Origin of the sequence: Streptomyces sp. MMCC 100, assembly GCF_041538145.2 — a bacterium.
Taxonomy (GTDB): domain Bacteria; phylum Actinomycetota; class Actinomycetes; order Streptomycetales; family Streptomycetaceae; genus Streptomyces.
In genome coordinates this window covers 5,356,713-5,377,075 of sequence record NZ_JBGORK020000001.1, presented here as the reverse complement: position 1 = coordinate 5,377,075, position 20,363 = coordinate 5,356,713, and the positions used below count along the sequence as shown (strand labels likewise).

17 protein-coding genes and 1 pseudogene are annotated in these 20,363 nt (G+C 72.8%); 11 read left to right on the top strand and 7 right to left on the bottom strand.

Annotation, left to right across the window (positions count from 1 at the left end):
- Positions 1-2: 2 nt before the first annotated feature.
- Both ABS735_RS24985 and map read right to left on the bottom strand, forming a co-directional pair.
- Entirely contained in the window at positions 3-2,531 is a 2,529-nt protein-coding gene (locus ABS735_RS24985; RefSeq protein ID WP_373900324.1) for an ATP-dependent Clp protease ATP-binding subunit, read from the bottom strand.
- 270 nt (positions 2,532-2,801) lie between these two features.
- On the bottom strand, positions 2,802-3,578 hold the full coding sequence (map, locus tag ABS735_RS24980; RefSeq protein WP_373900325.1) for a type I methionyl aminopeptidase: 777 nt from the start codon (positions 3,576-3,578) through the stop codon (positions 2,802-2,804).
- An 89-nt stretch (positions 3,579-3,667) separates the two neighbouring features.
- On the opposite strand from map, the gene ABS735_RS24975 reads away from it, so the two are divergent.
- The 8 genes from ABS735_RS24975 (at position 3,668) to ABS735_RS24940 (ending at position 13,007) form a co-directional block, all read left to right on the top strand.
- Entirely contained in the window at positions 3,668-3,919 is a 252-nt protein-coding gene (locus ABS735_RS24975; protein WP_373900326.1) for a helix-turn-helix domain-containing protein, read from the top strand.
- Positions 3,920-4,075: 156 nt separating this feature from the next.
- Complete coding sequence (locus tag ABS735_RS24970) at positions 4,076-4,918, top strand: nitrilase-related carbon-nitrogen hydrolase (RefSeq protein ID WP_373900328.1); 843 nt, start codon at positions 4,076-4,078, stop codon at positions 4,916-4,918.
- Entirely contained in the window at positions 4,915-6,198 is a 1,284-nt protein-coding gene (locus tag ABS735_RS24965; RefSeq protein WP_373900330.1) for an aspartate aminotransferase family protein, read from the top strand. Before ABS735_RS24970 ends, ABS735_RS24965 begins: the two co-directional genes overlap by 4 nt.
- A 31-nt stretch (positions 6,199-6,229) precedes the next feature.
- The gene (locus ABS735_RS24960) at positions 6,230-7,840 is read left to right on the top strand and encodes a PucR family transcriptional regulator (RefSeq protein ID WP_373900332.1); all 1,611 of its coding nucleotides are present in this window, start codon (positions 6,230-6,232) and stop codon (positions 7,838-7,840) included.
- Between the two features lie 114 nt (positions 7,841-7,954).
- Positions 7,955-8,797, top strand: a complete 843-nt coding sequence (locus tag ABS735_RS24955; protein WP_219179102.1) for a nitrilase-related carbon-nitrogen hydrolase — start codon at positions 7,955-7,957, stop codon at positions 8,795-8,797.
- A 34-nt stretch (positions 8,798-8,831) separates the two neighbouring features.
- On the top strand, positions 8,832-10,274 hold the full coding sequence (gene hydA, locus ABS735_RS24950) for a dihydropyrimidinase (RefSeq protein ID WP_373900333.1): 1,443 nt from the start codon (positions 8,832-8,834) through the stop codon (positions 10,272-10,274).
- A gap of 11 nt (positions 10,275-10,285) precedes the next feature.
- Positions 10,286-11,308 (top strand): TIGR03842 family LLM class F420-dependent oxidoreductase, encoded by a 1,023-nt coding sequence (locus tag ABS735_RS24945; RefSeq protein ID WP_373900335.1) that lies wholly within the window; start codon positions 10,286-10,288, stop codon positions 11,306-11,308.
- A 148-nt stretch (positions 11,309-11,456) separates the two neighbouring features.
- Complete coding sequence (locus tag ABS735_RS24940) at positions 11,457-13,007, top strand: NCS1 family nucleobase:cation symporter-1 (RefSeq protein ID WP_373900336.1); 1,551 nt, start codon at positions 11,457-11,459, stop codon at positions 13,005-13,007.
- On the opposite strand, the gene ABS735_RS24935 is transcribed toward ABS735_RS24940, so the two are convergent.
- From ABS735_RS24935 to ABS735_RS24925, 3 genes are all read right to left on the bottom strand, one after another.
- On the bottom strand, positions 13,008-13,664 hold the full coding sequence (locus ABS735_RS24935; RefSeq protein WP_373900337.1) for a hypothetical protein: 657 nt from the start codon (positions 13,662-13,664) through the stop codon (positions 13,008-13,010). It abuts the gene before it with no gap.
- Between the two features lie 134 nt (positions 13,665-13,798).
- The gene (locus ABS735_RS24930; protein ID WP_373900338.1) at positions 13,799-14,143 is read right to left on the bottom strand and encodes a hypothetical protein; all 345 of its coding nucleotides are present in this window, start codon (positions 14,141-14,143) and stop codon (positions 13,799-13,801) included.
- Positions 14,140-15,165 (bottom strand): carboxymuconolactone decarboxylase family protein, encoded by a 1,026-nt coding sequence (locus ABS735_RS24925; RefSeq protein ID WP_373900339.1) that lies wholly within the window; start codon positions 15,163-15,165, stop codon positions 14,140-14,142. The genes ABS735_RS24930 and ABS735_RS24925 overlap by 4 nt, the downstream gene beginning before the upstream one ends.
- Positions 15,166-15,332: 167 nt before the next feature.
- Between ABS735_RS24925 and ABS735_RS24920 the strand changes: the two genes are divergently transcribed.
- Both ABS735_RS24920 and ABS735_RS24915 read left to right on the top strand, forming a co-directional pair.
- A complete protein-coding gene (locus ABS735_RS24920; protein WP_373900340.1) occupies positions 15,333-16,457 on the top strand; it encodes a sensor histidine kinase in 1,125 nt (374 codons plus the stop codon).
- Complete coding sequence (locus ABS735_RS24915) at positions 16,454-17,128, top strand: response regulator (RefSeq protein WP_373900341.1); 675 nt, start codon at positions 16,454-16,456, stop codon at positions 17,126-17,128. Before ABS735_RS24920 ends, ABS735_RS24915 begins: the two co-directional genes overlap by 4 nt.
- A gap of 5 nt (positions 17,129-17,133) precedes the next feature.
- Here the strand turns inward: ABS735_RS24915 and ABS735_RS24910 are convergent, their stop codons facing one another.
- On the bottom strand, positions 17,134-18,198 hold the full coding sequence (locus ABS735_RS24910) for a lipoate--protein ligase family protein (RefSeq protein WP_373900342.1): 1,065 nt from the start codon (positions 18,196-18,198) through the stop codon (positions 17,134-17,136).
- A 97-nt stretch (positions 18,199-18,295) separates the two neighbouring features.
- On the bottom strand, positions 18,296-19,267 hold the full coding sequence (locus ABS735_RS24905; RefSeq protein ID WP_373900343.1) for a HAMP domain-containing sensor histidine kinase: 972 nt from the start codon (positions 19,265-19,267) through the stop codon (positions 18,296-18,298).
- Positions 19,268-19,530: 263 nt separating this feature from the next.
- Here ABS735_RS24905 and ABS735_RS24900 point away from each other — a divergent pair.
- A pseudogene (locus tag ABS735_RS24900) lies at positions 19,531-20,303 on the top strand (MFS transporter); the annotation flags it as partial.
- Positions 20,304-20,363 lie beyond the last annotated feature (60 nt).

The following is a 20,363-nucleotide window of genomic DNA, read 5'->3' as shown; positions in this document are numbered from 1 at the left end:
GGTCACAGTTCGGGGACGGGCTGTTCGGGCGTCCGGAACGCCAGCCGCCCGTCCTCCACGTCGACCGTCACCCGGCCGCCCTCCGAGACCCGGCCGTCGAGCAGCAGCCGGGACAGCTCGTTGTCGACCTCGCGCTGGATGGTGCGGCGCAGCGGACGCGCGCCGTACTCGGGCTGGTAGCCGCGCTCGGCGAGCCAGTCCACGGCCGCGTCGGTGAAGTCGACCGTGATGCCCTGCGCGTGCACCATGCGGCGGGTCTGCTCCAGGAGCAGGCTGGTGATCTGCCGCAGCTGCTCGCCGCTGAGCTGGCGGAAGACCACGATCTCGTCGACGCGGTTGAGGAACTCGGGCCGGAAGTGCTCCCGCAGCGGGCGCAGCACCTGCTCGCGCCGGGCCTCCTCGTCCGCCTCCGCGCCGCCCGCGCCGAAGCCGATGCCGGCGCCGCGCCGGGTGATCACGTCGGAGCCCAGGTTGCTGGTCATCACGACGACCGCGTTGGAGAAGTCCACCGTCCGGCCCTGCGAGTCGGTCAGCCGGCCGTCGTCCAGGACCTGGAGGAGGATGTTGAAGACGTCCGGGTGCGCCTTCTCCACCTCGTCGAGCAGCAGCAGCGAGTACGGGTGGCGGCGCACCACCTCGGTCAGCTGACCGGCCTCCTCGTGCCCGACGTAGCCGGGCGGGGCGCCGACCAGGCGGCTGACGGTGTGGCGCTCCTGGTACTCGCTCATGTCGAGGCGGACCATCCGGTCCTCGCTGCCGAACAGCGCCTCGGCCAGCGCGCGGGCCAGCTCGGTCTTGCCGACGCCGGTCGGGCCGAGGAAGAGGAAGCTGCCGATGGGCCGGTCGGGACTGGACAGCCCGGCGCGCGAGCGCAGTACGGCGTCGGAGACGACCCGTACCGCCTCGTCCTGGCCGACCACCCGCTCGTGCAGGTGGGACTCCAGACCCAGCAGGCGGTCCTTCTCCTCCTGGGTGAGGCTGCTGACCGGGATGCCGGTCAGCCGGGAGACCACCTCGGCGATGGACTCGGTGCCGACGACCAGCTTCAGCCCCTCGTCGGCCTCGCCGTCGCCCGTGGCCTCGGTGATCCGCTGCTTCAGCTCGACGATCCGGTCGCGCAGCTGCGTCGCCTGCTCGTACTGCTCGTCCGCGACCGCCTGGTCCTTGTCCCGGACCAGCTGGTCGACCTCGCGCTCCAGAGCCCGTACGTCGGTGCCCTTGGTGCGGGACTGGAGCCGGACGCGGGCGCCCGCCTGGTCGATCAGGTCGATGGCCTTGTCGGGCAGCCGCCGGTCGGTGAGGTAGCGGTCGGACATCTCCACGGCCGCGACCAGTGCTTCGTCGGTGTAGCGGACCTGGTGGTGGGCCTCGTAGCGGTCGCGAAGGCCGCGCAGGATCTCGATCGCGTCGGCGACGGTGGGCTCCGGCACCAGGATCGGCTGGAAGCGGCGGGCGAGGGCCGCGTCCTTCTCGATCCTGCGGTACTCCTCCAGCGTGGTGGCGCCCACGATGTGCAGCTCACCGCGGGCCAGGGCCGGCTTGAGGATGTTCCCGGCGTCCATCGACCCGCCCTCGCCGCCACCGCCGGCGCCGACGACCGTGTGCAGCTCGTCGATGAAGATGATCAGCTGATCGGAGTGGGCGCGGATCTCGCCCACGATGTTGTTCATCCGCTCCTCGAAGTCGCCCCGGTAGCGGGTACCGGCGACCACGCCGGTCAGGTCCAGCGCGACCACCCGCCGTCCGACCAGCACGTCGGGCACGTCTCCGTCGGTGATGCGCTGCGCCAGTCCCTCCACGACGGCGGTTTTGCCGACACCGGCGTCACCGATCAGCACGGGGTTGTTCTTGCCGCGCCGGGAGAGCACCTCGACGGTCTGCTCGATCTCCTCCTCGCGCCCGATCACCGGGTCGATCCGGCCCTGCTGGGCCAGGTCGGTGAGGTCGCGGCCGTACTTGTCGAGGGTCGGCGTGTTCGTGGCCCGGGCACCCTCGGTACGGGCCTTCGCGGTCTCCGGCGGTTCCGTGGGCATGCTGGAGGGTGCGAACCGGGCCGCGTTCAGGATGTGCCCGGCGGCCGAGTCCGGGTTGGCGGCCAGGGCGCTGAGCACGTGCTCCGGGCCGATGTACCCGGTGCCGGTGGAGCGGGCCAGCTCGTGCGCGTCGAGCAGGGCGCGCTTGACGGCCGGGGTGAGCGAGAGCGACGTGGGCGGCGGGACCTCGCCCGGCGGGTGCTGCACCGGGCCGGTCCGCTCGTCGATCTGCGACGCCAGCGAGTCGGGGTCGGCACCGGCCCGGCTGAGCAGCCCCCGGGTCGGCTCGGTGGCGAGCGCGGCCCGCAGCAGGTGCTCGGTGTCCAGGTCCCGGCTGCCGTGCTCGGCGGCGTACTGGGCGGCGCCGCGCACCAGCTCACGGGCGGGCTGGCTGAGCAGTCGGCCGATGTCGATCTGCCGGGGCCTGGGTCCGCCGAAGAAGCGTGCCAGGAATTCCGCGAACGGGTCGCCCTCCGGGCCCATGTAGCCGCTGGTCATCGTGTACGGACCTCCGCTGCATCGCTGATCGACGTGCCGGGGCCGGGTAACCCGGACGGGGCGCGGTCATGCCCAACATGACACGTTCTGTTCCGGCGGGCATGCCGGGAAGCCGGGAGGGCTCAGCGCCGCACGGCCGGGAGGGCTCAGCGCCGCACGACCGGGAGACGGAGCCCCGCACGGCCGGGAGACGGAGCCCCGCAGGGCCGGGAGGGCGGAGCCCCGCAGGGCCGGGAGGCGGAGCCCCTCACGAAGGGGTCGCGGAGCGGCTCAGAGGCCGTCCCTCGACGTCAGGACGCGCGGACCGCTGTCCGTGATCGCCACGGTGTGCTCCACGTGCGCCGCCCGGGAGCCGTCGTTCGTGCGCAGGGTCCAGCCGTCGGGAGCCGCGTGGTAGTCGTCCCGGCCGCCGGCGATCAGCATGGGCTCGATGGCGAGGACCATGCCGTGCCGCAGCGGGAGCCCGCGCCCCGGGCGGCCCTCGTTGGGCACCCCCGGGTCCTCGTGCATGTGCCGGCCGATGCCGTGGCCGCCGAAGTCCTCCATGATGCCGTAGCCCGCAGACCGGCACACCGTGCCGATGGCGTGGGCGATGTCGCCGATGCGGTTGCCGACGACGGCCGCCCCGATGCCCGCCGCGAGGGCCCGCTCCGCGGTCTCGATCAGCGTCACGTCGGCCGCGCGCGGGGCGCCCACGACGAAGCTGAGCGCCGAGTCGCCGGCCCAGCCGTCCAGGAGGGCGCCGCAGTCGATGGAGACCAGGTCCCCGTCGCGCAGCCGGTAGCCGTCCGGGATGCCGTGCACGATCGCGTCGTTCACCGAGGCGCAGATGACGCCCGGGAAGGGCGTCGGCGCGAAGGAGGGCCGGTACCCGAGGAACGGCGAGCCCGCGCCCGCCTCCCGCAGCACCTCGTGCGCCACCGCGTCCAGCTCCAGCAGGGACACGCCCACGTCCGCGGCCTGCCGTACGGCGGTCAGGGCGCGCGCGACGACCTGCCCGGCCGCGTGCATGGCGTCGATCGATGGGTCCGTCTTCAGTTCCACCATGCCAATTACTATACCGGTATTTGAATTGGGATCTCCCGGCGTGTGGCACACCCGGGGCCGGTACGGGAAACCGGTATTAGAATGACGCCATGGTGCGGACCCCTCTGACCCCCGAAGAGCGTGAGCGCGGCGAGCGCCTCGGCCGCCTGCTCCGCGCGGCCCGCGGCGAACGGAGCATGACGGCGGTCGCCGCCGAGGCCGGCATCTCCGCCGAGACCCTGCGCAAGATCGAGACCGGCCGGGCCCCCACCCCGGCGTTCTTCACGGTGGCCGCGCTGGCCGCCGCGCTGGGGCTGTCCATGGACGAACTGGTGGGCAGGTGCGCGCCCGCGATGGCCTGAGGCGCTCGCGCTCACCCACAGGAGTGCGAAACGTGATCGACACCGCGCCTTGACGACGATGGTCTTGGCAAGCCCGTCCGGCCAGGCTTACGTTCGTCCCTCTACGGCCTGCTCTACGGGCGTAGAGGCTCTGACGTCGTGTCGAAGGAGCAGCTCATGGCCAACGTCGTACGTGCCGCTCTCGTCCAGGCCACCTGGACCGGCGACACCGAGTCCATGGTGGCGAAACACGAGGAGCACGCCCGCGAGGCCGCCCGGCAGGGTGCCGAGGTCATCGGATTCCAGGAAGTCTTCAACGCCCCCTACTTCTGCCAGGTCCAGGACCCCGAGCACTACCGCTGGGCCGAACCGGTGCCCGACGGCCCCACCGTCCGCCGCATGCAGGCCCTCGCCCGCGAGACCGGCATGGTGCTCGTCGTCCCCGTCTTCGAGGTCGAGCAGTCCGGCTTCTACTACAACACCGCGGCCGTGATCGACGCCGACGGCACCGTCCTCGGCACCTACCGCAAGCACCACATCCCGCAGGTCAAGGGCTTCTGGGAGAAGTTCTACTTCCGCCCCGGCAACCTCGGCTGGCCGGTCTTCGACACCGCCGTCGGCAAAGTCGGCGTCTACATCTGCTACGACCGGCACTTCCCCGAGGGCTGGCGCCAACTCGGCCTCGGCGGCGCCCAGCTCGTATACAACCCCTCGGCCACCCACCGCGGCCTCTCCGCCCACCTGTGGCAGCTGGAGCAGCCCGCCGCGGCCGTCGCCAACGAGTACTTCGTCGCCGCCATCAACCGCGTCGGCGTCGAGGAGTACGGGGACAACGACTTCTACGGGACGTCGTACTTCGTGGACCCGCGCGGCCAGTTCGTCGGCGAGAGGGCCAGCGACAGCAAGGAGGAACTCGTCGTCCGCGACCTGGACTTCGACCTCATCGACGAGGTCCGGCAGCAGTGGGCCTTCTACCGCGACCGCCGCCCCGACGCCTACGAGGGGCTGGTGCGGCCGTGACCCGTGACCTCTTCGCCCGCCACCGCGCCGTCCTGCCCGACTGGCTCGCCCTCTACTACGAGGACCCGCTGGAGATCACCCACGGCGAGGGCCGGCACGTCTGGGACGCCGCCGGCAACAAGTACCTCGACTTCTTCGGCGGCATCCTCACCACGATGACCGCACACGCCCTGCCCGAGGTCACCAAGGCCGTCGCCGAACAGGCCGGGCGGATCATCCACTCCTCGACCCTCTACCTCAACCGCCCGATGGTCGAGCTCGCCGAACGCGTCGCCCAGTTGTCCGGCATCCCCGACGCCCGCGTCTTCTTCACCACCTCCGGCACCGAGGCCAACGACACCGCCCTGCTGCTCGCCACCGCCCACCGGCGCAGCAACGCGATCCTGGCGATGCGCAACAGCTACCACGGCCGCTCCTTCAGCGCCGTCGGCATCACCGGCAACCGCGGCTGGTCGCCGACTTCTCTGTCCCCGCTCCAGACCCTCTACGTCCACGGCGGCGTCCGCACCCGCGGGCCCTACGCCCACCTGGACGACCGGGACTTCATCGACGCCTGCGTCGCCGACCTCGAGGACCTGCTCGGCCACACCCGCGCCCCCGCCGCACTGATCGCCGAACCCGTCCAGGGCGTCGGCGGCTTCACCTCCCCGCCGGACGGTCTGTACGCCGCCTTCCGCGAGGTGCTGCACGAGCGGGGCATCCTGTGGATCGCCGACGAGGTGCAGACCGGCTGGGGCCGCACCGGCGAGCACTTCTGGGGCTGGCAGGCCCACGGGAGGAACGGTCCGCCCGACATCGTGACCTTCGCCAAGGGCATCGGCAACGGCATGTCCATCGGCGGCGTCATCGCCCGCGCCGAGATCATGAACTGCCTGGACGCCAACAGCATCTCCACCTTCGGCGGCACCCAGGTCACCATGGCCGCGGGCCTCGCCAACCTCAACCACCTCCTGGAGCACGACCTCCAGGGCAACGCCCGGCGCGTCGGCGGACTGCTCATCGAACGGCTGCGCGCCGTCGCCGCCCAGGTGCCGCACGTACGGGAGGTGCGCGGGCGCGGGCTGATGATCGGCGTCGAGCTGACCCGGCCCGGCACCGACGAGGCGGACCCCGAGGCGGCGTCCACCGTGCTGGAGGAGGCCCGCGCCGGCGGGCTGCTCGTCGGCAAGGGCGGCGGCCACAGCACCAGCGTCCTGCGCATCGCCCCGCCGATGTCCCTCACCGTCGCGGAGGCCGAGGAGGGCGCCGCGATCCTCGAACGCGCCCTGCGGAGCATCTGACCGCCGCGTCCCGAGCCCAGGAGGCGCCGTCATGACCACCACCTCGCAGACCTCCGCCCAGCAGCCCTGGGAGCCCGCCCTGTCGGTCCGTCAGGTCCTCGGCCTCGAACGGGTGCAGGCGGGGCAGCCCGAGGTGGTGGCCGGCGCACACCGGCTCGACCGGCCCGTGCGCTGGGTGCACGTCGCCGAGGCCGCCGACGTCGGCGTGATGCTCAGCGGCGGCGAGATGGTCCTGACCACCGGCGTGCTCCTCGCCGGTGACGAGGACAGGCAGGGCGAGTACATCCGCTCCCTCGACCGTGCCGAGGCCGCGGCCGTCGTGCTCGGCCTCGGCCGCGCCTTCCCCGCCCCGCCCGACGTGATGCGCCGGGCGGCCGAGCGCTGCGGGCTGCCCATGGTCGTCCTGCACCGGCCCTTCCCCTTCGCCGAACTCACCGAGGAGGTGCAGTCCCGGCTGCTGCGCCGCAAGTTCGCCGCCGTCAGCCTCTCCGAGGCCGTACGCACCGAACTGACCGGCCTGATCACCGCGGGCGCCCCGGTGCAGCGCCTGCTCGACGAGGTGGCCCGGCACGCCGGCTGCCCGGTCGTCGTCACCAACCTCGCCCACCGCGTCCTCGCCACGGCGGGGGAGCGGGCGGCCGTCGACGACGTACTGCGGGACTGGGAGCGCATCGCCCGCCAGGCCGGTGCCGCGTCGGCCGACGGCTGGATCCGCGCCGACCTGAGCTGCCGAGGGGAGCGCTGGGGGCGCCTGGTGCTGTGCGGCTACCGGGGCGAGCGGGCCGCCGGACGGCTGCTCGCCGACCGCGCGGCCGAGGCCCTCGTCCTGCACCGCATGCTCGCCGGTGACGGCACCCACGCCCAGGGCGCCGGCGGCTCCTGGGACTCGTGGGAGGAGCAGTCCGCACGGAGCCTGCTCACCGACCTGGTCACCGGGGCCGTACCGGCACGGCAGCTGCTGCCCCGGGCGCGCGCCGCGGGGCTGCCCGTCAACCGGCGCGTCTTCGTCCCCCTCGTCGTCCGCGAGCGGGAGCCGGCCCGACCGGCCCGGGTGCTGCGGCGGCTGGGACTGCCCGGCATCGCCGCCCAGCTCGCCGACGACCACGTCGCCGTCCTGCTCAGCCTCGCCCCCGACCAGGACGCCAGGGCGCTCACGGCCCACTTCGCGACCCGGCTCCGTTCGGAACCGGACTCCTCCCGCACCGTGGTCGCGGCGGCCGACGCCCGCGCCGACTGGGCCGACGTCCCCGCAGGGCTGCGCGAGGCCCAGCACGTCGCCGACGCCGTCGCCGACTCCGCGGCCGCCGCCCTGGACCTGCCGCCCGTCGTGCGGCTGCGCGACATCCACCTGCGCGGCCTGGTACGGCTGCTGCGCGACGACCCGCACGTGCAGTCCTTCGCCGAACGCGAGCTGGACGGACTGCTGCGCGGCCCCGACCAGGACCTGCTGCCCGTACTGCGCACCTACCTCGCCACCGGCCGCAACAAGTCCCGCACCGCCCAGCTCCACCACGTCTCCCGGCCCGCCCTCTACCGCCGCCTGGAGGCCATACAGGGCCGCCTCGGCGTCGACCTCGACGACTTCGAACAGGCCGCCTCCGTCCACATCGCGCTCCTCGCGCACGACGCACAGCAGGGGTGACACCGTGCAATGCCCGACCCCCGCAGACGTGACACCGTGCCACTCATTTCGGCCACCCGCCGTCCCTAGTCTCGCCGTACACCGAGCGCCACACCGAGCGAGTGGAGGCCGAAGATGAGCCGAGTGATCCGTGCCGCGCTCTTCCAGACCGCCTGGACGGGCGACAAGGAATCGATGATCCAGGTCCACGAGCAGGCGGTGCGCGACGCCGCCGCCCAGGGCGCACAGGTCATGTGCTTCCAGGAGCTGTTCTACGGACCGTACTTCTGCCAGGTCCAGGACCCCGAGTTCTACGCCTACGCCGAGCGCGTCCCGGACGGCCCGATCGTGGAGCGCTTCCAGCGGCTCGCCCGCGAGCACGGCATCGTCCTGGTGCTCCCGATGTACGAGGAGGAGCAGCCCGGCGTCCTCTACAACACCGCCGCCGTCATCGACGCCGACGGCTCCTACCTCGGCAAGTACCGCAAGACGCACATCCCCCAGGTGCGGGGCTTCTGGGAGAAGTTCTACTTCCGTCCCGGCAACTCCGGCTGGCCGGTCTTCGACACCGCCGTCGGCAAGGTCGGCGTCTACATCTGCTACGACCGGCACTTCCCCGAGGGCTGGCGGGCGCTGGGCCTCGAAGGCGCCGAGATCGTCTTCAACCCGTCGGCCACCTCGCGCGGCCTGTCCGGCTACCTGTGGCAGCTGGAGCAGCCCGCCGCCGCGGTCGCCAACGAGTACTTCGTCGGCGCCATCAACCGCGTCGGCGTCGAAGAGTACGGCGACAACGACTTCTACGGCACCTCGTACTTCGTCGACCCCGAGGCGCAGTTCGTCGGCGAGGTCGCGAGCGACAAGGAGACCGAACTCGTCGTCCGCGACCTCGACATGGGCAAGCTGCGAGAGGTCCGCGACCGCTGGCAGTTCTACCGCGACCGCGCGCCGGGCGCCTACTCCCCGCTGACCGCGCCCTGACCCGCCGGGGCCCCTGACAGGAGGGAACAGCAGAATGAGCAGCCGTACCGTCATCCGCGGTGGCCTCGTCATCACCGCGTCCGACGAGATCCACGCCGACGTCCTGGTCGAGGACGGCCGCGTCGCCGCCCTCGCCGCCACCGGCACCCCGGCCGCCGAGGCGTTCACCGCCGAGCGAAGCGAGATGGGGGCACCCCCGCCCGAAGGGTGGGGGAGGGTGATAGACGCGAGCGGCAAGTACGTCATCCCGGGCGGCGTCGACGGGCACACCCACATGGAGATGCCCTTCGGCGGCACCTACGCCGCCGACACCTTCGAGACCGGCACCCGCGCCGCCGCCTGGGGCGGCACGACCACCATCGTCGACTTCGCCATCCAGGGCGTCGGACAGTCCCTGCGCGCGGGCCTGGACGCCTGGCACGCCAAGGCCGAGGGCAACTGCGCCATCGACTACGGCTTCCACATGATCGTCTCCGACGTGAACGAGAAGACGCTCAAGGAGATGGACCTGCTGGTGGAGGAGGGGGTGACCTCCTTCAAGCAGTTCATGGCGTACCCCGGCGTCTTCTACTCCGACGACGGCCAGATCCTGCGCGCCATGCAGCGCGCCGCCGAGAACGGCGGCCTGATCATGATGCACGCCGAGAACGGCATCGCCATCGACGTCCTCGTGGAGCAGGCGCTCGCCCGCGGCGAGACCGACCCCCGCTACCACGGCGAGGTCCGCAAGGCCCTCCTGGAGGCCGAGGCCACCCACCGCGCCATCAGGCTCGCCCAGGTCGCAGGGGCACCGCTGTACGTCGTGCACGTCTCGGCGACGGAGGCGGTCGCCGAGCTGACCCGCGCCCGCGACGAGGGTCTCCCCGTCTTCGGCGAGACCTGCCCCCAGTACCTGTTCCTGTCCACCGACAACCTCGCCGAGCCCGGCTTCGAGGGCGCCAAGTACGTGTGCAGCACGCCGCTGCGGCCGAAGGAGCACCAGGCGGCCCTGTGGCGGGGCCTGCGCACCAACGACCTCCAGGTGGTCTCCACCGACCACTGCCCCTTCTGCTTCACGGGCCAGAAGGAGCTGGGCCGCGGCGACTTCTCCAAGATCCCCAACGGGATGCCGGGCGTCGAGAACCGCATGGACCTGCTTCACCAGGCCGTCGTCGACGGCCACATCAGCCGCCGCCGCTGGATCGAGATCGCCTGCGCCACACCGGCCCGCATGTTCGGCCTCTACCCGAAGAAGGGCACCATCGCGCCCGGCGCCGACGCCGACATCGTCGTCTACGACCCGCACACCGAGCAGGTCGTCTCCGCCGAGACCCACCACATGAACGTCGACTACTCGGCGTACGAGGGCAAGCGGATCACCGGCCGCGTGGAGACCGTGCTCTCGCGCGGCGAACCGGTCGTCACCGAGCGGGAGTACACCGGACGCAAGGGCCACGGCGTCTACACCCCGCGCGCCACCTGTCAGTACCTGAACTAGGAGTGGTGCCCATGGACTTCGGACTCGTCCTGCAGACCGACCCGCCGGCCTCCCGCGTCGTGGAGCTGATGCGACGGGCCGAGCACAACGGCTTCAGCCACGGCTGGACCTTCGACTCCGCCGTGCTGTGGCAGGAACCGTTCGTGATCTACAGCCAGGTCCTGGCCAACACCAGCACACTGAAGATCGGCCCGATGGTCACCAACCCGGGCACCCGCACCTGGGAGGTGACCGCCTCCACCTTCGCCACCCTCAACGACATGTTCGGCAACCGCACCGTCTGTGGCATCGGCCGCGGCGACTCCGCGATGCGGGTGGCCGGCCGCAAGCCCAACACCCTCGCCCGCATGAGCGAAGCCATCAAGGTCATCCGTGCGCTGGGCAAGGGAGAGGAAGCCGATCTCGGCGGCGGCACCGTCGTGCGGTTCCCGTGGGTCAAGCCCGGCGCCGAGGTCCCCGTGTGGATGGCCGCGTACGGCCCCAAAGCCCTGAAGATGACCGGGGAGGAGGCCGACGGCTTCATCCTCCAGCTCGCCGACCTCTACCTGACCGAGTACATGGTCAAGGCCGTCCGGGGCGCCGCCGAGGCCGCCGGACGCGACCCGTCCGAGGTGACGATCTGCGTCGCCGCCCCCGCGTACGTCACGGCCGACGACTCGCCCGAGGCGCTCGCCCACGCGCGCGAGCAGTGCCGTTGGTTCGGCGGCATGGTCGGCAACCACGTCGCCGACCTGGTCGCCAAGTACGGCGCCCACACCGGCGCCGTACCCGACGAACTCACCGACTACATCAAGGCCCGCGAGGGCTACGACTACGCCCACCACGGGCGCAGCGGCAACCCCGACACCCAGTTCGTGCCGGACGAGATCGTCGACCGGTTCTGCCTGATCGGACCGGTCGAGAAGCACATCGAGAAGCTGACCGCCCTGCGTGCCCTCGGCGTCGACCAGTTCGCGCTCTACGACATGCACGACGCGCAGGAGGCCGTGATCGACACCTACGGCACCAAGGTCATCCCGGCCGTCAACGCCTGACCGCCTGACCGCCCGGCCGACTCACCGACTCACCGACTCACCGACTCCCCCTCCCGCTTCCCCGGGAGGGGGCCCAGGGCGCACCCGCGCACCCCCCTCGGCACCGCCCGCACGGCCTCTCCCGTCCCACCGCATGATTGGCCTGCCCATGACCGACACCGCGCCCACGGCCATACCGCCGTCCGCCCAGATCACCCTCCCCGACGGGCGCGTGGAGCTCGCCCCGGGCTCCCCGCCGCCGAGCGGCCCCTACGCCAACGAGGACCTGCTGCCGGTCCCCGTCGAGGGGCGTACCTGGACCACGTACAACTTCTCCGCCCTGTGGGTCGGCATGGCCCACAACACGGCCTCCTGGACCCTCGCCTCCGGTCTCATCGCGGTCGGCATGGACTGGAAGCAGGCGGTCTTCACCATCGCCCTGGCCAACCTGATCGTCCTCGCCCCGATGCTGCTCACCGGGCACGCGGGACCCAAGTACGGCATCCCCTTCCCGGTGTTCGCCCGCGCCTCCTTCGGCATCCGGGGCGCCAACCTGCCCGCCGTCGTACGGGCGTTGGTGGCGTGCGGCTGGTTCGGCATCCAGACCTGGATCGGCGGCGAGGCGATCTACTTCCTGGCCGGCAAGCTGATCGGCGACGGCTGGACCGGCGCCGCGACGGTCGGCGGCCACGCCTGGACCATGTGGCTGTCGTTCGCGATCTTCTGGGCGATCCAGGTCGCCATCATCTACCGCGGCATGGAGACCATCCGCCGCTTCGAGAACTGGGCCGCGCCCTTCGTCCTCGTCGGCGCCTTCGTGATGCTGTGGTGGATGAGCGACAAGGCCGGCGGCTTCGGCCCGCTCTTCGACCAGCCGTCGAAGCTCGGCTGGGGCGGCGACTTCTGGAAGCTGTTCTGGCCCTCCCTGATGGGCATGATCGGCTTCTGGTCCACGCTGTCCCTCAACATCCCGGACTTCACCCGCTACGGGAAGAGCCAGAAGGCCCAGACCCGCGGCCAGGCCCTCGGCCTGCCGACGACGATGACCCTGTTCGCGTTCCTCTCCGTAATGGTCACCTCCGGCTCGCAGGCGGTGTACGGCGAGCCGATCTGGGACCCGGTACAGCTCGCCGCGAAGACGGACAACGTGGTCGGCCTGCTCTTCGCCCTGGTCACCGTCCTGGTGGCGACCCTGTCCGTGAACATCGCCGCCAACCTGGTCTCACCGGCCTTCGACTTCTCCAACGTCGCACCGCGCAAGGTGAGTTTCCGAGCGGGTGCGCTCATCACGTCCGTCCTCGCGGTACTGATCTTCCCCTGGAAGCTGTACTCCGACCCGCAGGGGTACATCTTCACCTGGCTCGGCCTGGTCGGCGGGCTGCTCGGCACGGTGGCCGGCATCCTCATCGCCGACTACTGGATCCTGCGCCGCGCCCGCCTGCACCTCGCCGACCTGTACCGCAGGGGCGGCCGCTACTGGTACGGCGGAGGCTGGAACTGGCGTGCCGTGCTCGCCTTCGCCGTCGGCGGTGTCCTGGCCATCGGCGGCGCCGACTTCCACCCCCTGGTCGACGGCCGCCCCGTGCCCTTCCTCGAACCGCTGGCCGACTACGGCTGGGCGGTGGGCCTGGGCACGTCCCTGGTGCTCTACCTGGCGCTGATGCTGCTGCCCGCGACACGGCCGCGAGCCGGGACCGCCGACCCCGTCGCTCAGCCCTAGCTAGCCGTCCTGCAAGGCGGCCACCGCCTCCTTGGCCGCCTTGATGGCACCCTTGTTGATCTCGGTCGTGCTGGGCGCCTTCTTCGACTCGAAGTCGCTGCCGTTGTACGTGATCATCACCAGGGCGTTGGAGGCGCGGACGAGCACGGTGCCCTCGCGGGTCTGCTGCTTGTCCTCGGTGGTGAGGTTCACGACGGAGTAGGCACTGTCGCCGAGCCCCGGTACGTCACCGCCGCCACTGCGGTCGGCGACCCGCTCCTTGTACGACTTCTGCGCGGCCTCGTCCGTCTCCATCACCTCGAAGGAGACGTCGAGCCAGCGGTAGTCGTAGCCCTTGAGAGCGTTCCAGGAGCAGGTGCGGCGCACCTTGGTGTCCGTGGACGGGATCTCCTTGCCGGCCGCCTTGGCGCCCGGCACCAGCGAGGTGACCGTCTTCCCGGCCAGGGACTCGCACGGCGGCGGTGCGGTGGCGTACGTCTTCGTCACCGCCTGGGTCGCCGGTGCGGAGGCGGATCTGCCGACGGTGTCGGGCGGCGTCTTGTCCTGCGCGGCCGGTGACGTGTCCGGCCCGGACGACAGCGCCCAGCCCGCCGTGGCGAGCACGGCGACCGGCGCCAGACGGGCGGTCAGGGCGAGCGGCAGAGGAAGAGAACGCACGGCGCACTTCTCGTGGGGGACGGTGCGGAGGGTGCCCGCACTGCGGACGGGACGCCAGTGTCACACGAGTCCCCGTGGTGCGGAAGGGCGAACTCGGTGCGTGGCCGCGCGGTGACGCAGACGTACGGCCGCCGTCAGGACCGCACTGCCGTCACCCGCCACACGCCGGCCCGCATCCGTACCCCGGTGCCCGCGTCCTGGGGCAGCAGGGCCGCCTCCGGTCCGGCGAGCCGTCCCGCGGGGAGGGGGCGGCCCGGGTAGCGCGACAGCAGCAGGTCGACGGTGCGCCCGGGGACGGCGAGCCGCGCCGCGGTCCGGGCCGTCGCGCCGGCCCCGCGGCCGACGTCGAGGACACGGTCGCCGGGTGCGACGGCCGCCGCACCGAACAGGGCGTCGTAGCGGACCCGGTGGGTGGTCCGGTGCGTGCCCACGGGGCCGTTCCAGGCCTCGGACCGGCGGGGGACGGCGACGGAGGTCATGAAGTCTCCCGAAGGGTGGGGCGGGTGGCGGGAGGGCTGCCGGGGGCGGTCAGTGCGGTCTCGATGCGGTCCACGGCGGCGAACGCCCCGTACGCGACGAGGTGCACCAGGCAGTGGTCGGTGTGCTCCGGACGGCGCCACGCCGCGACGTCCGCGTCCGCGATCCGGTACGGCGCGAGCGCGGCCAGCAGCGCCAGCCGTGCGCCCGGCCGCTCCCTCCGGTCGGGGAACGGGTCCGGGTCGAGGGGCGGGTGCGAGCCGTCCCAGTCGCGCAGGGTGGCGCGCACGAGGTCCTGGTCATCGGCGTCGAGGAGGCCGGCGCCCATCGGGGCGGTGGCGCTCAGCGCCGCGTACGCCGGGCCGACCGGTGTGCCCGCCGCCCACGCCGGGCCCCGGCCTGGGTCGTCCAGCAGGGGCAGCGAGGCGCCGGGCACGGCCGCTCGGCGCACGGTGCGGGACAGCGACCGGCCCGCCAGGCTCCGCACCGGACGCAGCCGTTGCGCGTCGGCCGGGAGCAGCCTCTCACTCACCAGCGACGACACGACGCGGTTGATGAAGTGGAAGGCCAACACGGTGCCGAGGTATCCGGGAACCTCCTCGGGCGGGAACGGGTACGGCTCCCGCGCGGCGCCCGGGACCCGGGTGCGCCGCGCCCAGTCGAGCACGCGCACGTGCCGCTCCTCGGCCGGCTCCTGCCCCCGGGCCAGCCGCTCGGCCAGGGCGTGGTCGCCGGTGGCGTGCAGCAGCATGGTGTGCGCGTCCACGCAGAACCGGCACTTGTTGGCCTGCGACACCCCGAAGGCGGCGACCTCCTTGCCGGTCCGGTCGCCGGGCCCGGCGAGCAGGGACTCGCGCATCAGCGCCCAGGCCGGGGCGACGAGTGCGGGCGCCGAGGAGAGGACCACGAAGGGGGCGGGTTCGGGGATGCCGAAGTCCCGCGCGGCCTGTGCGTAGACCTCGGCGACGCGGCCGGTGGCCGCCTTCGGCGGCAGCGGTTCGGTGTGACGGAAGGGTGTGGGCATGGACAGCAGCCTGCGCCACCGGGGCGCCCGGCGTCGTCGTACGGCCGGATGCGGTTGGCGCTGCGCCGCCGGGGCCGGGGCGGGCGGCCGACTACTTCGCCGGGAGTAGTCCGCAAGCCGTCCACAGGGCCGACGCGGCGGTCCGCGAGGACGCATAGAGTGCGGGCATGAGTGGGCGTCAGATCGATCGCGAACGGCTCGCCGACGTGGTCCTCGCGGCCGTGGTCGGCGCCCTCGGCACGACGGTCGCCGCCTTCGACGACGGCACCACGGCACTCGACCACGCGCTCGTCGTCCTCGCCTCGGCGGCGCTCGCCTTCCACCGTGCCGCCCCGCGTGCGGTGCTGGCCGTCGCCACCGTCCTCGGCACGGCATACGTCGTCCACGCGCACCCCGGGCCGCTGTCCGCGCTGCCCGTCCTGGGCGCCGTGCACACCGCGGCCCGGGTCGGCCACCGGGGCGTCGCGGCGGCCGGCAGCGCCGTGTTCCTCGCGGGGTACGTGGCCACCGGGCCCGGCACGCAGAACGTGGCCGAGCGGGCCGGGCTGCTCGCCGGCTGGTTCCTGTGCGCCGTCGTGACCGGGCTCGCCGACCGCAACTGGCAGGCGTACCTGCGCCAGACCGAACAGCGTGCCCTGGAGGCGGAACGCACCAGGGAGGAGGCGGCCCTGCGCCGCGCCGGGGAGGAACGGCTGCGGATCGCCCGCGAGCTGCACGACTCGCTGACCCACAGCATCTCCATCGTCAAACTCCAGGCGGGCGTCGCCGTCCACCTCGCCCGCAAACGCGGCGACGAGGTGCCGCCCGCGCTGCTCGCCATCCAGGAGGCCAGTGGTGAGGCGATGCGCGAGCTGCGCTCCGCCCTCCAGGTGCTGCGGGCCGACGAACCGACCGGCACCCCCGCGCAGCTCGTCGAGCGGGCCCGCGCGGCGGGACTCGCCGTCGACCTCACGGTCACCGGGGACGAGCGCCCGCTGCCCGAGTCCGTCGGCCGGGCCGCCTACCGCATCGTGCAGGAGGCCCTCACCAACGCGGCGCGACACGCCGGACCCGCGAAGGTGCGGGTCCGCATCGACTACGGCACGGGGAACAAGGGGGAGCACGTGGGGGAGTTGACGATAGAGGTGGACGACGACGGGTCCGCCGATCCGGCCCGTCCGCCGGTGCCGGGCACCGGCCTGACCGGCATGCACGAACGCGTCAGCGCACTCGGCGGCACCCTGCGCGCCGCCCCGCGCGCGGACGGCGGCTTCTCGGTGCACGCGCGGCTCCCACTGGGGGAGACGGTATGAGCGGCGTCGTCCGGGTCGCGCTCGTCGACGACCAGGCGCTGATGCGGGCGGGCTTCCGGGCGCTGCTCGACGCCGAGGACGGTATCGAGGTGGTCGGCGAGGCCGCGGACGGGGAGCAGGGGGTGGCGCTGGTACGGGCCCAGGTGCCCGACGTGGTGCTGGTCGACGTACAGATGCCGGTGATGTCGGGCATCGAGGCGACCCGCCGTATCGCCGCCGACCCCGACCTCGCCGCCGTACGCGTCGTCATCCTCACCAACTACGGCCTCGACGAGTACGTCTTCGAGGCGCTGCGGGCGGGGGCCAGCGGCTTTCTCCTCAAGGACACCGAGCCCGCCGATCTGCTCCAGGCCATCGGCGTCGTCGCGCACGGCGAGGCCCTGCTCTCCCCGTCGGTCACCCGCACCCTGATCGGCGAGTTCGTCGCCCGGCCCCCGGACCGGACCACCGCGCCCGGCCTCGACTCCCTCACCCGCAGGGAGCGCGAGGTCACCGCGCTCGCCGCGCGCGGCCTGAGCAACGAGGAGATCGCCGCCCACATGGTGATCAGCCCGCTGACCGCCAAGACGCACATCAGTCGAGCGATGACCAAGCTGGGCGCCCGCGACCGGGCCCAACTCGTCGTGTTCGCCTACGAGTCGGGCCTCGTCGCGGTGCGGGGGAGGTCCTAGGGGCCTCAGGGAACCCGCGCGGTCCACTCGGCGGAGGAGAACTTCGTGCGCGCCAGCTCCCGGGCCCGGGCCAGCTCCTCGTCCGTCACCTTGCCCCGGCTCAGCCCGTACCGGCCGCCGAAGGAGGAGACCATCCGCTCGATCACCGTCTCGCGCGCCAGGCCGGTCTGCCTGCGCAGCGGGTCCACCCGCTTCTTCGCGGACCTCGTGCCCTTGTCGGACATCTTCTCCCGCCCGATCCGCAGCACCTGAAGCATCTTGTCCGCGTCGATGTCGTACGACATGGTCACGTGGTGCAGTACGGCTCCGGGTCCGCCCCCGGGGCCCACCACGCGCTTCTGGGCGGCGCCCGCGATCTTGCCCTGGTCGGTGGCGATGTCGTTCAGCGGCTGGTACCAGGCGCGGATGCCCATCTCGCCGAGGGCGCCGAGCACCCAGTCGTCGAGGTAGGCGTAGCTGTCCTGGAAGGAGAGGCCCTGCACCAGCGCCTGGGGCACGGACAGGGAGTAGGTGATCGTGTTGCCGGGCTCGACGAACATCGCGCCGCCGCCCGAGATGCGGCGCACCACCTCGATGCCGTGCCGGGCGGCGCCCTCGGGGTCCACCTCGTTGCGCAGCGACTGGAAACTGCCGATGATCACCGCCGGGGCGCCCCACTCCCACACCCTGAGCGTCGGCGGACGCCGGCCCGCGGCGACCTCGGCGGTCAGCACCTCGTCAAGGGCCATGTGCAGGGCGGGGGACTGCGGACCCTCGTGGATCAGCTGCCAGTCGTAGTCCGTCCAGTCCGTGGCGTGCGCCAGGGCACGGCGCACGGCGATGCCTACGCCCTCCGAGGTCAGCCCGTACATGACGGTGCCCTCGGGCACGGCCGCGTCGATCCGCGCGGCGAGTCCCGTCGCGTCGGTGTCCGCCGGGGCACCCTCCAGCGCACGGTTCACGGCGTCCAGCGCCTCGTCCGGTTCCAGGAAGAAGTCGCCCGCCACGCGCACGTGCCGCAGCACACCCTTCTCGGCCTCCACGTCCACGACGACCAGCTTGCCGCCGGGGATCTTGTACTCACCGTGCACCGTTCCGCCTCCGTTTCGCATCCGGAGACAACAGTGCGCCCGGACGGTGTGTTCCCGCCTCTTGCCGCGACGCCGAGCACCGTGGCGGTCCGGGCGGTCACGCGACCGGGTCGGCCACCCGGTCGCCGACGGGCACGGTCAGCCGCACCTCGGTGCCGCCCCCGCGCGCGGGGCCGACGACGAGGTCGGCGCCGATCAGCAGGGCGCGCTCCCGCATGCCGCGGATCCCGGCCCCCTCGGCGTCCTCGTCCGAACCGTCGAAGCCCCGGCCGTCGTCCCGCACCCGAAGCCGGACGGCGGCGTCGCCCGCCCGCTCCAGGGTGAGCACCACCAGGCGGGCCCCCGCGTGCCGGGCCGCGTTGGTGAGGCCCTCCTGGGCGACCCGGTAGAGGACCAGGTCGGCGTTGTCGCCGAGGTCGGGCAGGCCGGTGGCGATGTCGTGACGCACGGTCAGCGAAGGCCCGGTGAACTCGTCCGAGAGCGACCTCAGGGCGCTGCTCAGCCCCAGCTCCTCCAGGACCCCCGGGAGCAGCCGGCGGGCGATGCGGCGGATCTCGTCCAGGCTGGACCGGGTCGTCTCCTGCACCTGCGAGAGCTGCTCACGCACCTCGTCGGGTGCCTGGTCCGCGACGCGTTTGAGGTCCAGCAGCACGGCGGCGAGGGTCTGCCCCACCTCGTCGTACAGCTCCTGGGCGACCCGGTGGCGTTCCGACTCCTGTGCGCTCAGCGTGCGGGCGGCGCTCAGCGCGCGCTCGGCCTCCAGCCGGTCGAGCATCGTGTTGAAGGTGGTGATCAGCTCGGCGATCTCGCCGTCGCCGTCGACCTTCGGACGGACCCGCGGCCGCAGCAGATCGGTCGTGGTCATGGCATGCGCGAGCCGGCGCAGCGGCCCCAGCCCGACCCGCAGCAGCAGGACGTTGGCGATCAGTATCACCACCAGGCCCACCGTGAGGATCGCGGCCTCGGTGAGCAGGACGGGCGTCGACACCGTGACCGGTCCCAGCAGCAGCGCGGTCGCCGCGACCAGCACCACCGCGTTGAACAGCGAGATCCTCCAGAACAAGGGCACCCCGTCACCGCCTCTCCGACGGCGTCCCCGGCCCGGCCGTCGTCTCTTCCGTGTTCGTGCGCGACGGCCCCGGTCGGGCCCACCGGAGGAGGCGGCACCGGGCAGTCGTTCGCAGCAGCGTCGACGACGCACGGCACGGGCGTCCATCGGTTCGCACACCCATTTCCGGGCCGCACCGGCACGTCTACAGGCCCCGCCCGCGTACGCGGCCGCCAGTGTGACGGTGACGACGGGGTGGCCGCAGTCGCCGGACTCCAACGTGCGCGGGCAACGCCCCCGCGTACACCACCACGGTGGCCTGCTTCTGCGCCTCGGTCCTGATGTGCCGCAGGCTCTCGCCGGTGCGGCCCGTCGAGCACGCGGCCAAGCCGTCCCGCGCGGCATCGCCGAGGGCGCCCGGTACGCCTGGTCGGGACCGGTGCTGCTCGGCACCTACGCGATCGACCTGGCGGTGATGCTCTTCGCCTTCCCGAACACCGTCTTCCCCTTCCTCGCCGACGAACCCGACGCCGACTGGGCGCTGGGCCTGATGTACTCGGCGGGTGCCGTCGGTTCGCTGCTGGTCGGCCTGACCAGCGGCTGGGTGTCCCGGTCCCGGCGGCACGGCCTGCTGGTGGTGTTCGGCGCGGCCGGCTGGGGGCCGGCCGTCGCGGCGGCCGGCTGGACCTCGCAGGTCTGGCTGGTGCTGGCCTGCCTCGCGCCGGCGGGCGCCGGGCACATGCTCAGCGGCCTGGGCCGCACCACCATCTGGGGCCGGACCATCCCCGACCGGCTGCGCGGCCGGCTCGCGGGCATCGAGGGCCTCTCCTGCAGCATCGGGCCGCAGCTCGGCCAGGTCCGCGCCGGGGCGATGGCCGGCTGGACCGGCGCCCGCCCGGCGATCTGGACCGGCGGGGTGGCCTGTGTCGCGGCCGTGGGACTGCTCACCGCCGCGCTGCCCAGGCTCGTCAGTGACGACGCCCGCACCGACGAGGACGCCCTGCGCCGCGCCCAGGAGGGCAACGGCCCCCGCGCCGAGGCGCCGGCCCCGACGTGAGAACGACGGACCGCCGCCGTCACGGACGTACCGTGACGGCGGCGGTCAACTCCGGGCAAC

Excerpts from the sequence above, each read along its gene's own strand:
- ABS735_RS24985 (WP_373900324.1), bottom strand. The coding sequence starts at position 2,531 with ATGACCAGCGGCTACATGGGCCCGGAGGGCGACCCGTTCGCGGAATTC.
- map (WP_373900325.1), bottom strand. The coding sequence starts at position 3,578 with ATGGTGGAACTGAAGACGGACCCATCGATCGACGCCATGCACGCGGCC.
- ABS735_RS24975 (WP_373900326.1), top strand. The coding sequence starts at position 3,668 with ATGGTGCGGACCCCTCTGACCCCCGAAGAGCGTGAGCGCGGCGAGCGC.
- ABS735_RS24970 (WP_373900328.1), top strand. The coding sequence starts at position 4,076 with ATGGCCAACGTCGTACGTGCCGCTCTCGTCCAGGCCACCTGGACCGGC.
- ABS735_RS24960 (WP_373900332.1), top strand. The coding sequence starts at position 6,230 with ATGACCACCACCTCGCAGACCTCCGCCCAGCAGCCCTGGGAGCCCGCC.
- ABS735_RS24955 (WP_219179102.1), top strand. The coding sequence starts at position 7,955 with ATGAGCCGAGTGATCCGTGCCGCGCTCTTCCAGACCGCCTGGACGGGC.
- hydA (WP_373900333.1), top strand. The coding sequence starts at position 8,832 with ATGAGCAGCCGTACCGTCATCCGCGGTGGCCTCGTCATCACCGCGTCC.
- ABS735_RS24945 (WP_373900335.1), top strand. The coding sequence starts at position 10,286 with ATGGACTTCGGACTCGTCCTGCAGACCGACCCGCCGGCCTCCCGCGTC.
- ABS735_RS24940 (WP_373900336.1), top strand. The coding sequence starts at position 11,457 with ATGACCGACACCGCGCCCACGGCCATACCGCCGTCCGCCCAGATCACC.
- ABS735_RS24930 (WP_373900338.1), bottom strand. The coding sequence starts at position 14,143 with ATGACCTCCGTCGCCGTCCCCCGCCGGTCCGAGGCCTGGAACGGCCCC.
- ABS735_RS24925 (WP_373900339.1), bottom strand. The coding sequence starts at position 15,165 with ATGCCCACACCCTTCCGTCACACCGAACCGCTGCCGCCGAAGGCGGCC.
- ABS735_RS24920 (WP_373900340.1), top strand. The coding sequence starts at position 15,333 with ATGAGTGGGCGTCAGATCGATCGCGAACGGCTCGCCGACGTGGTCCTC.
- ABS735_RS24915 (WP_373900341.1), top strand. The coding sequence starts at position 16,454 with ATGAGCGGCGTCGTCCGGGTCGCGCTCGTCGACGACCAGGCGCTGATG.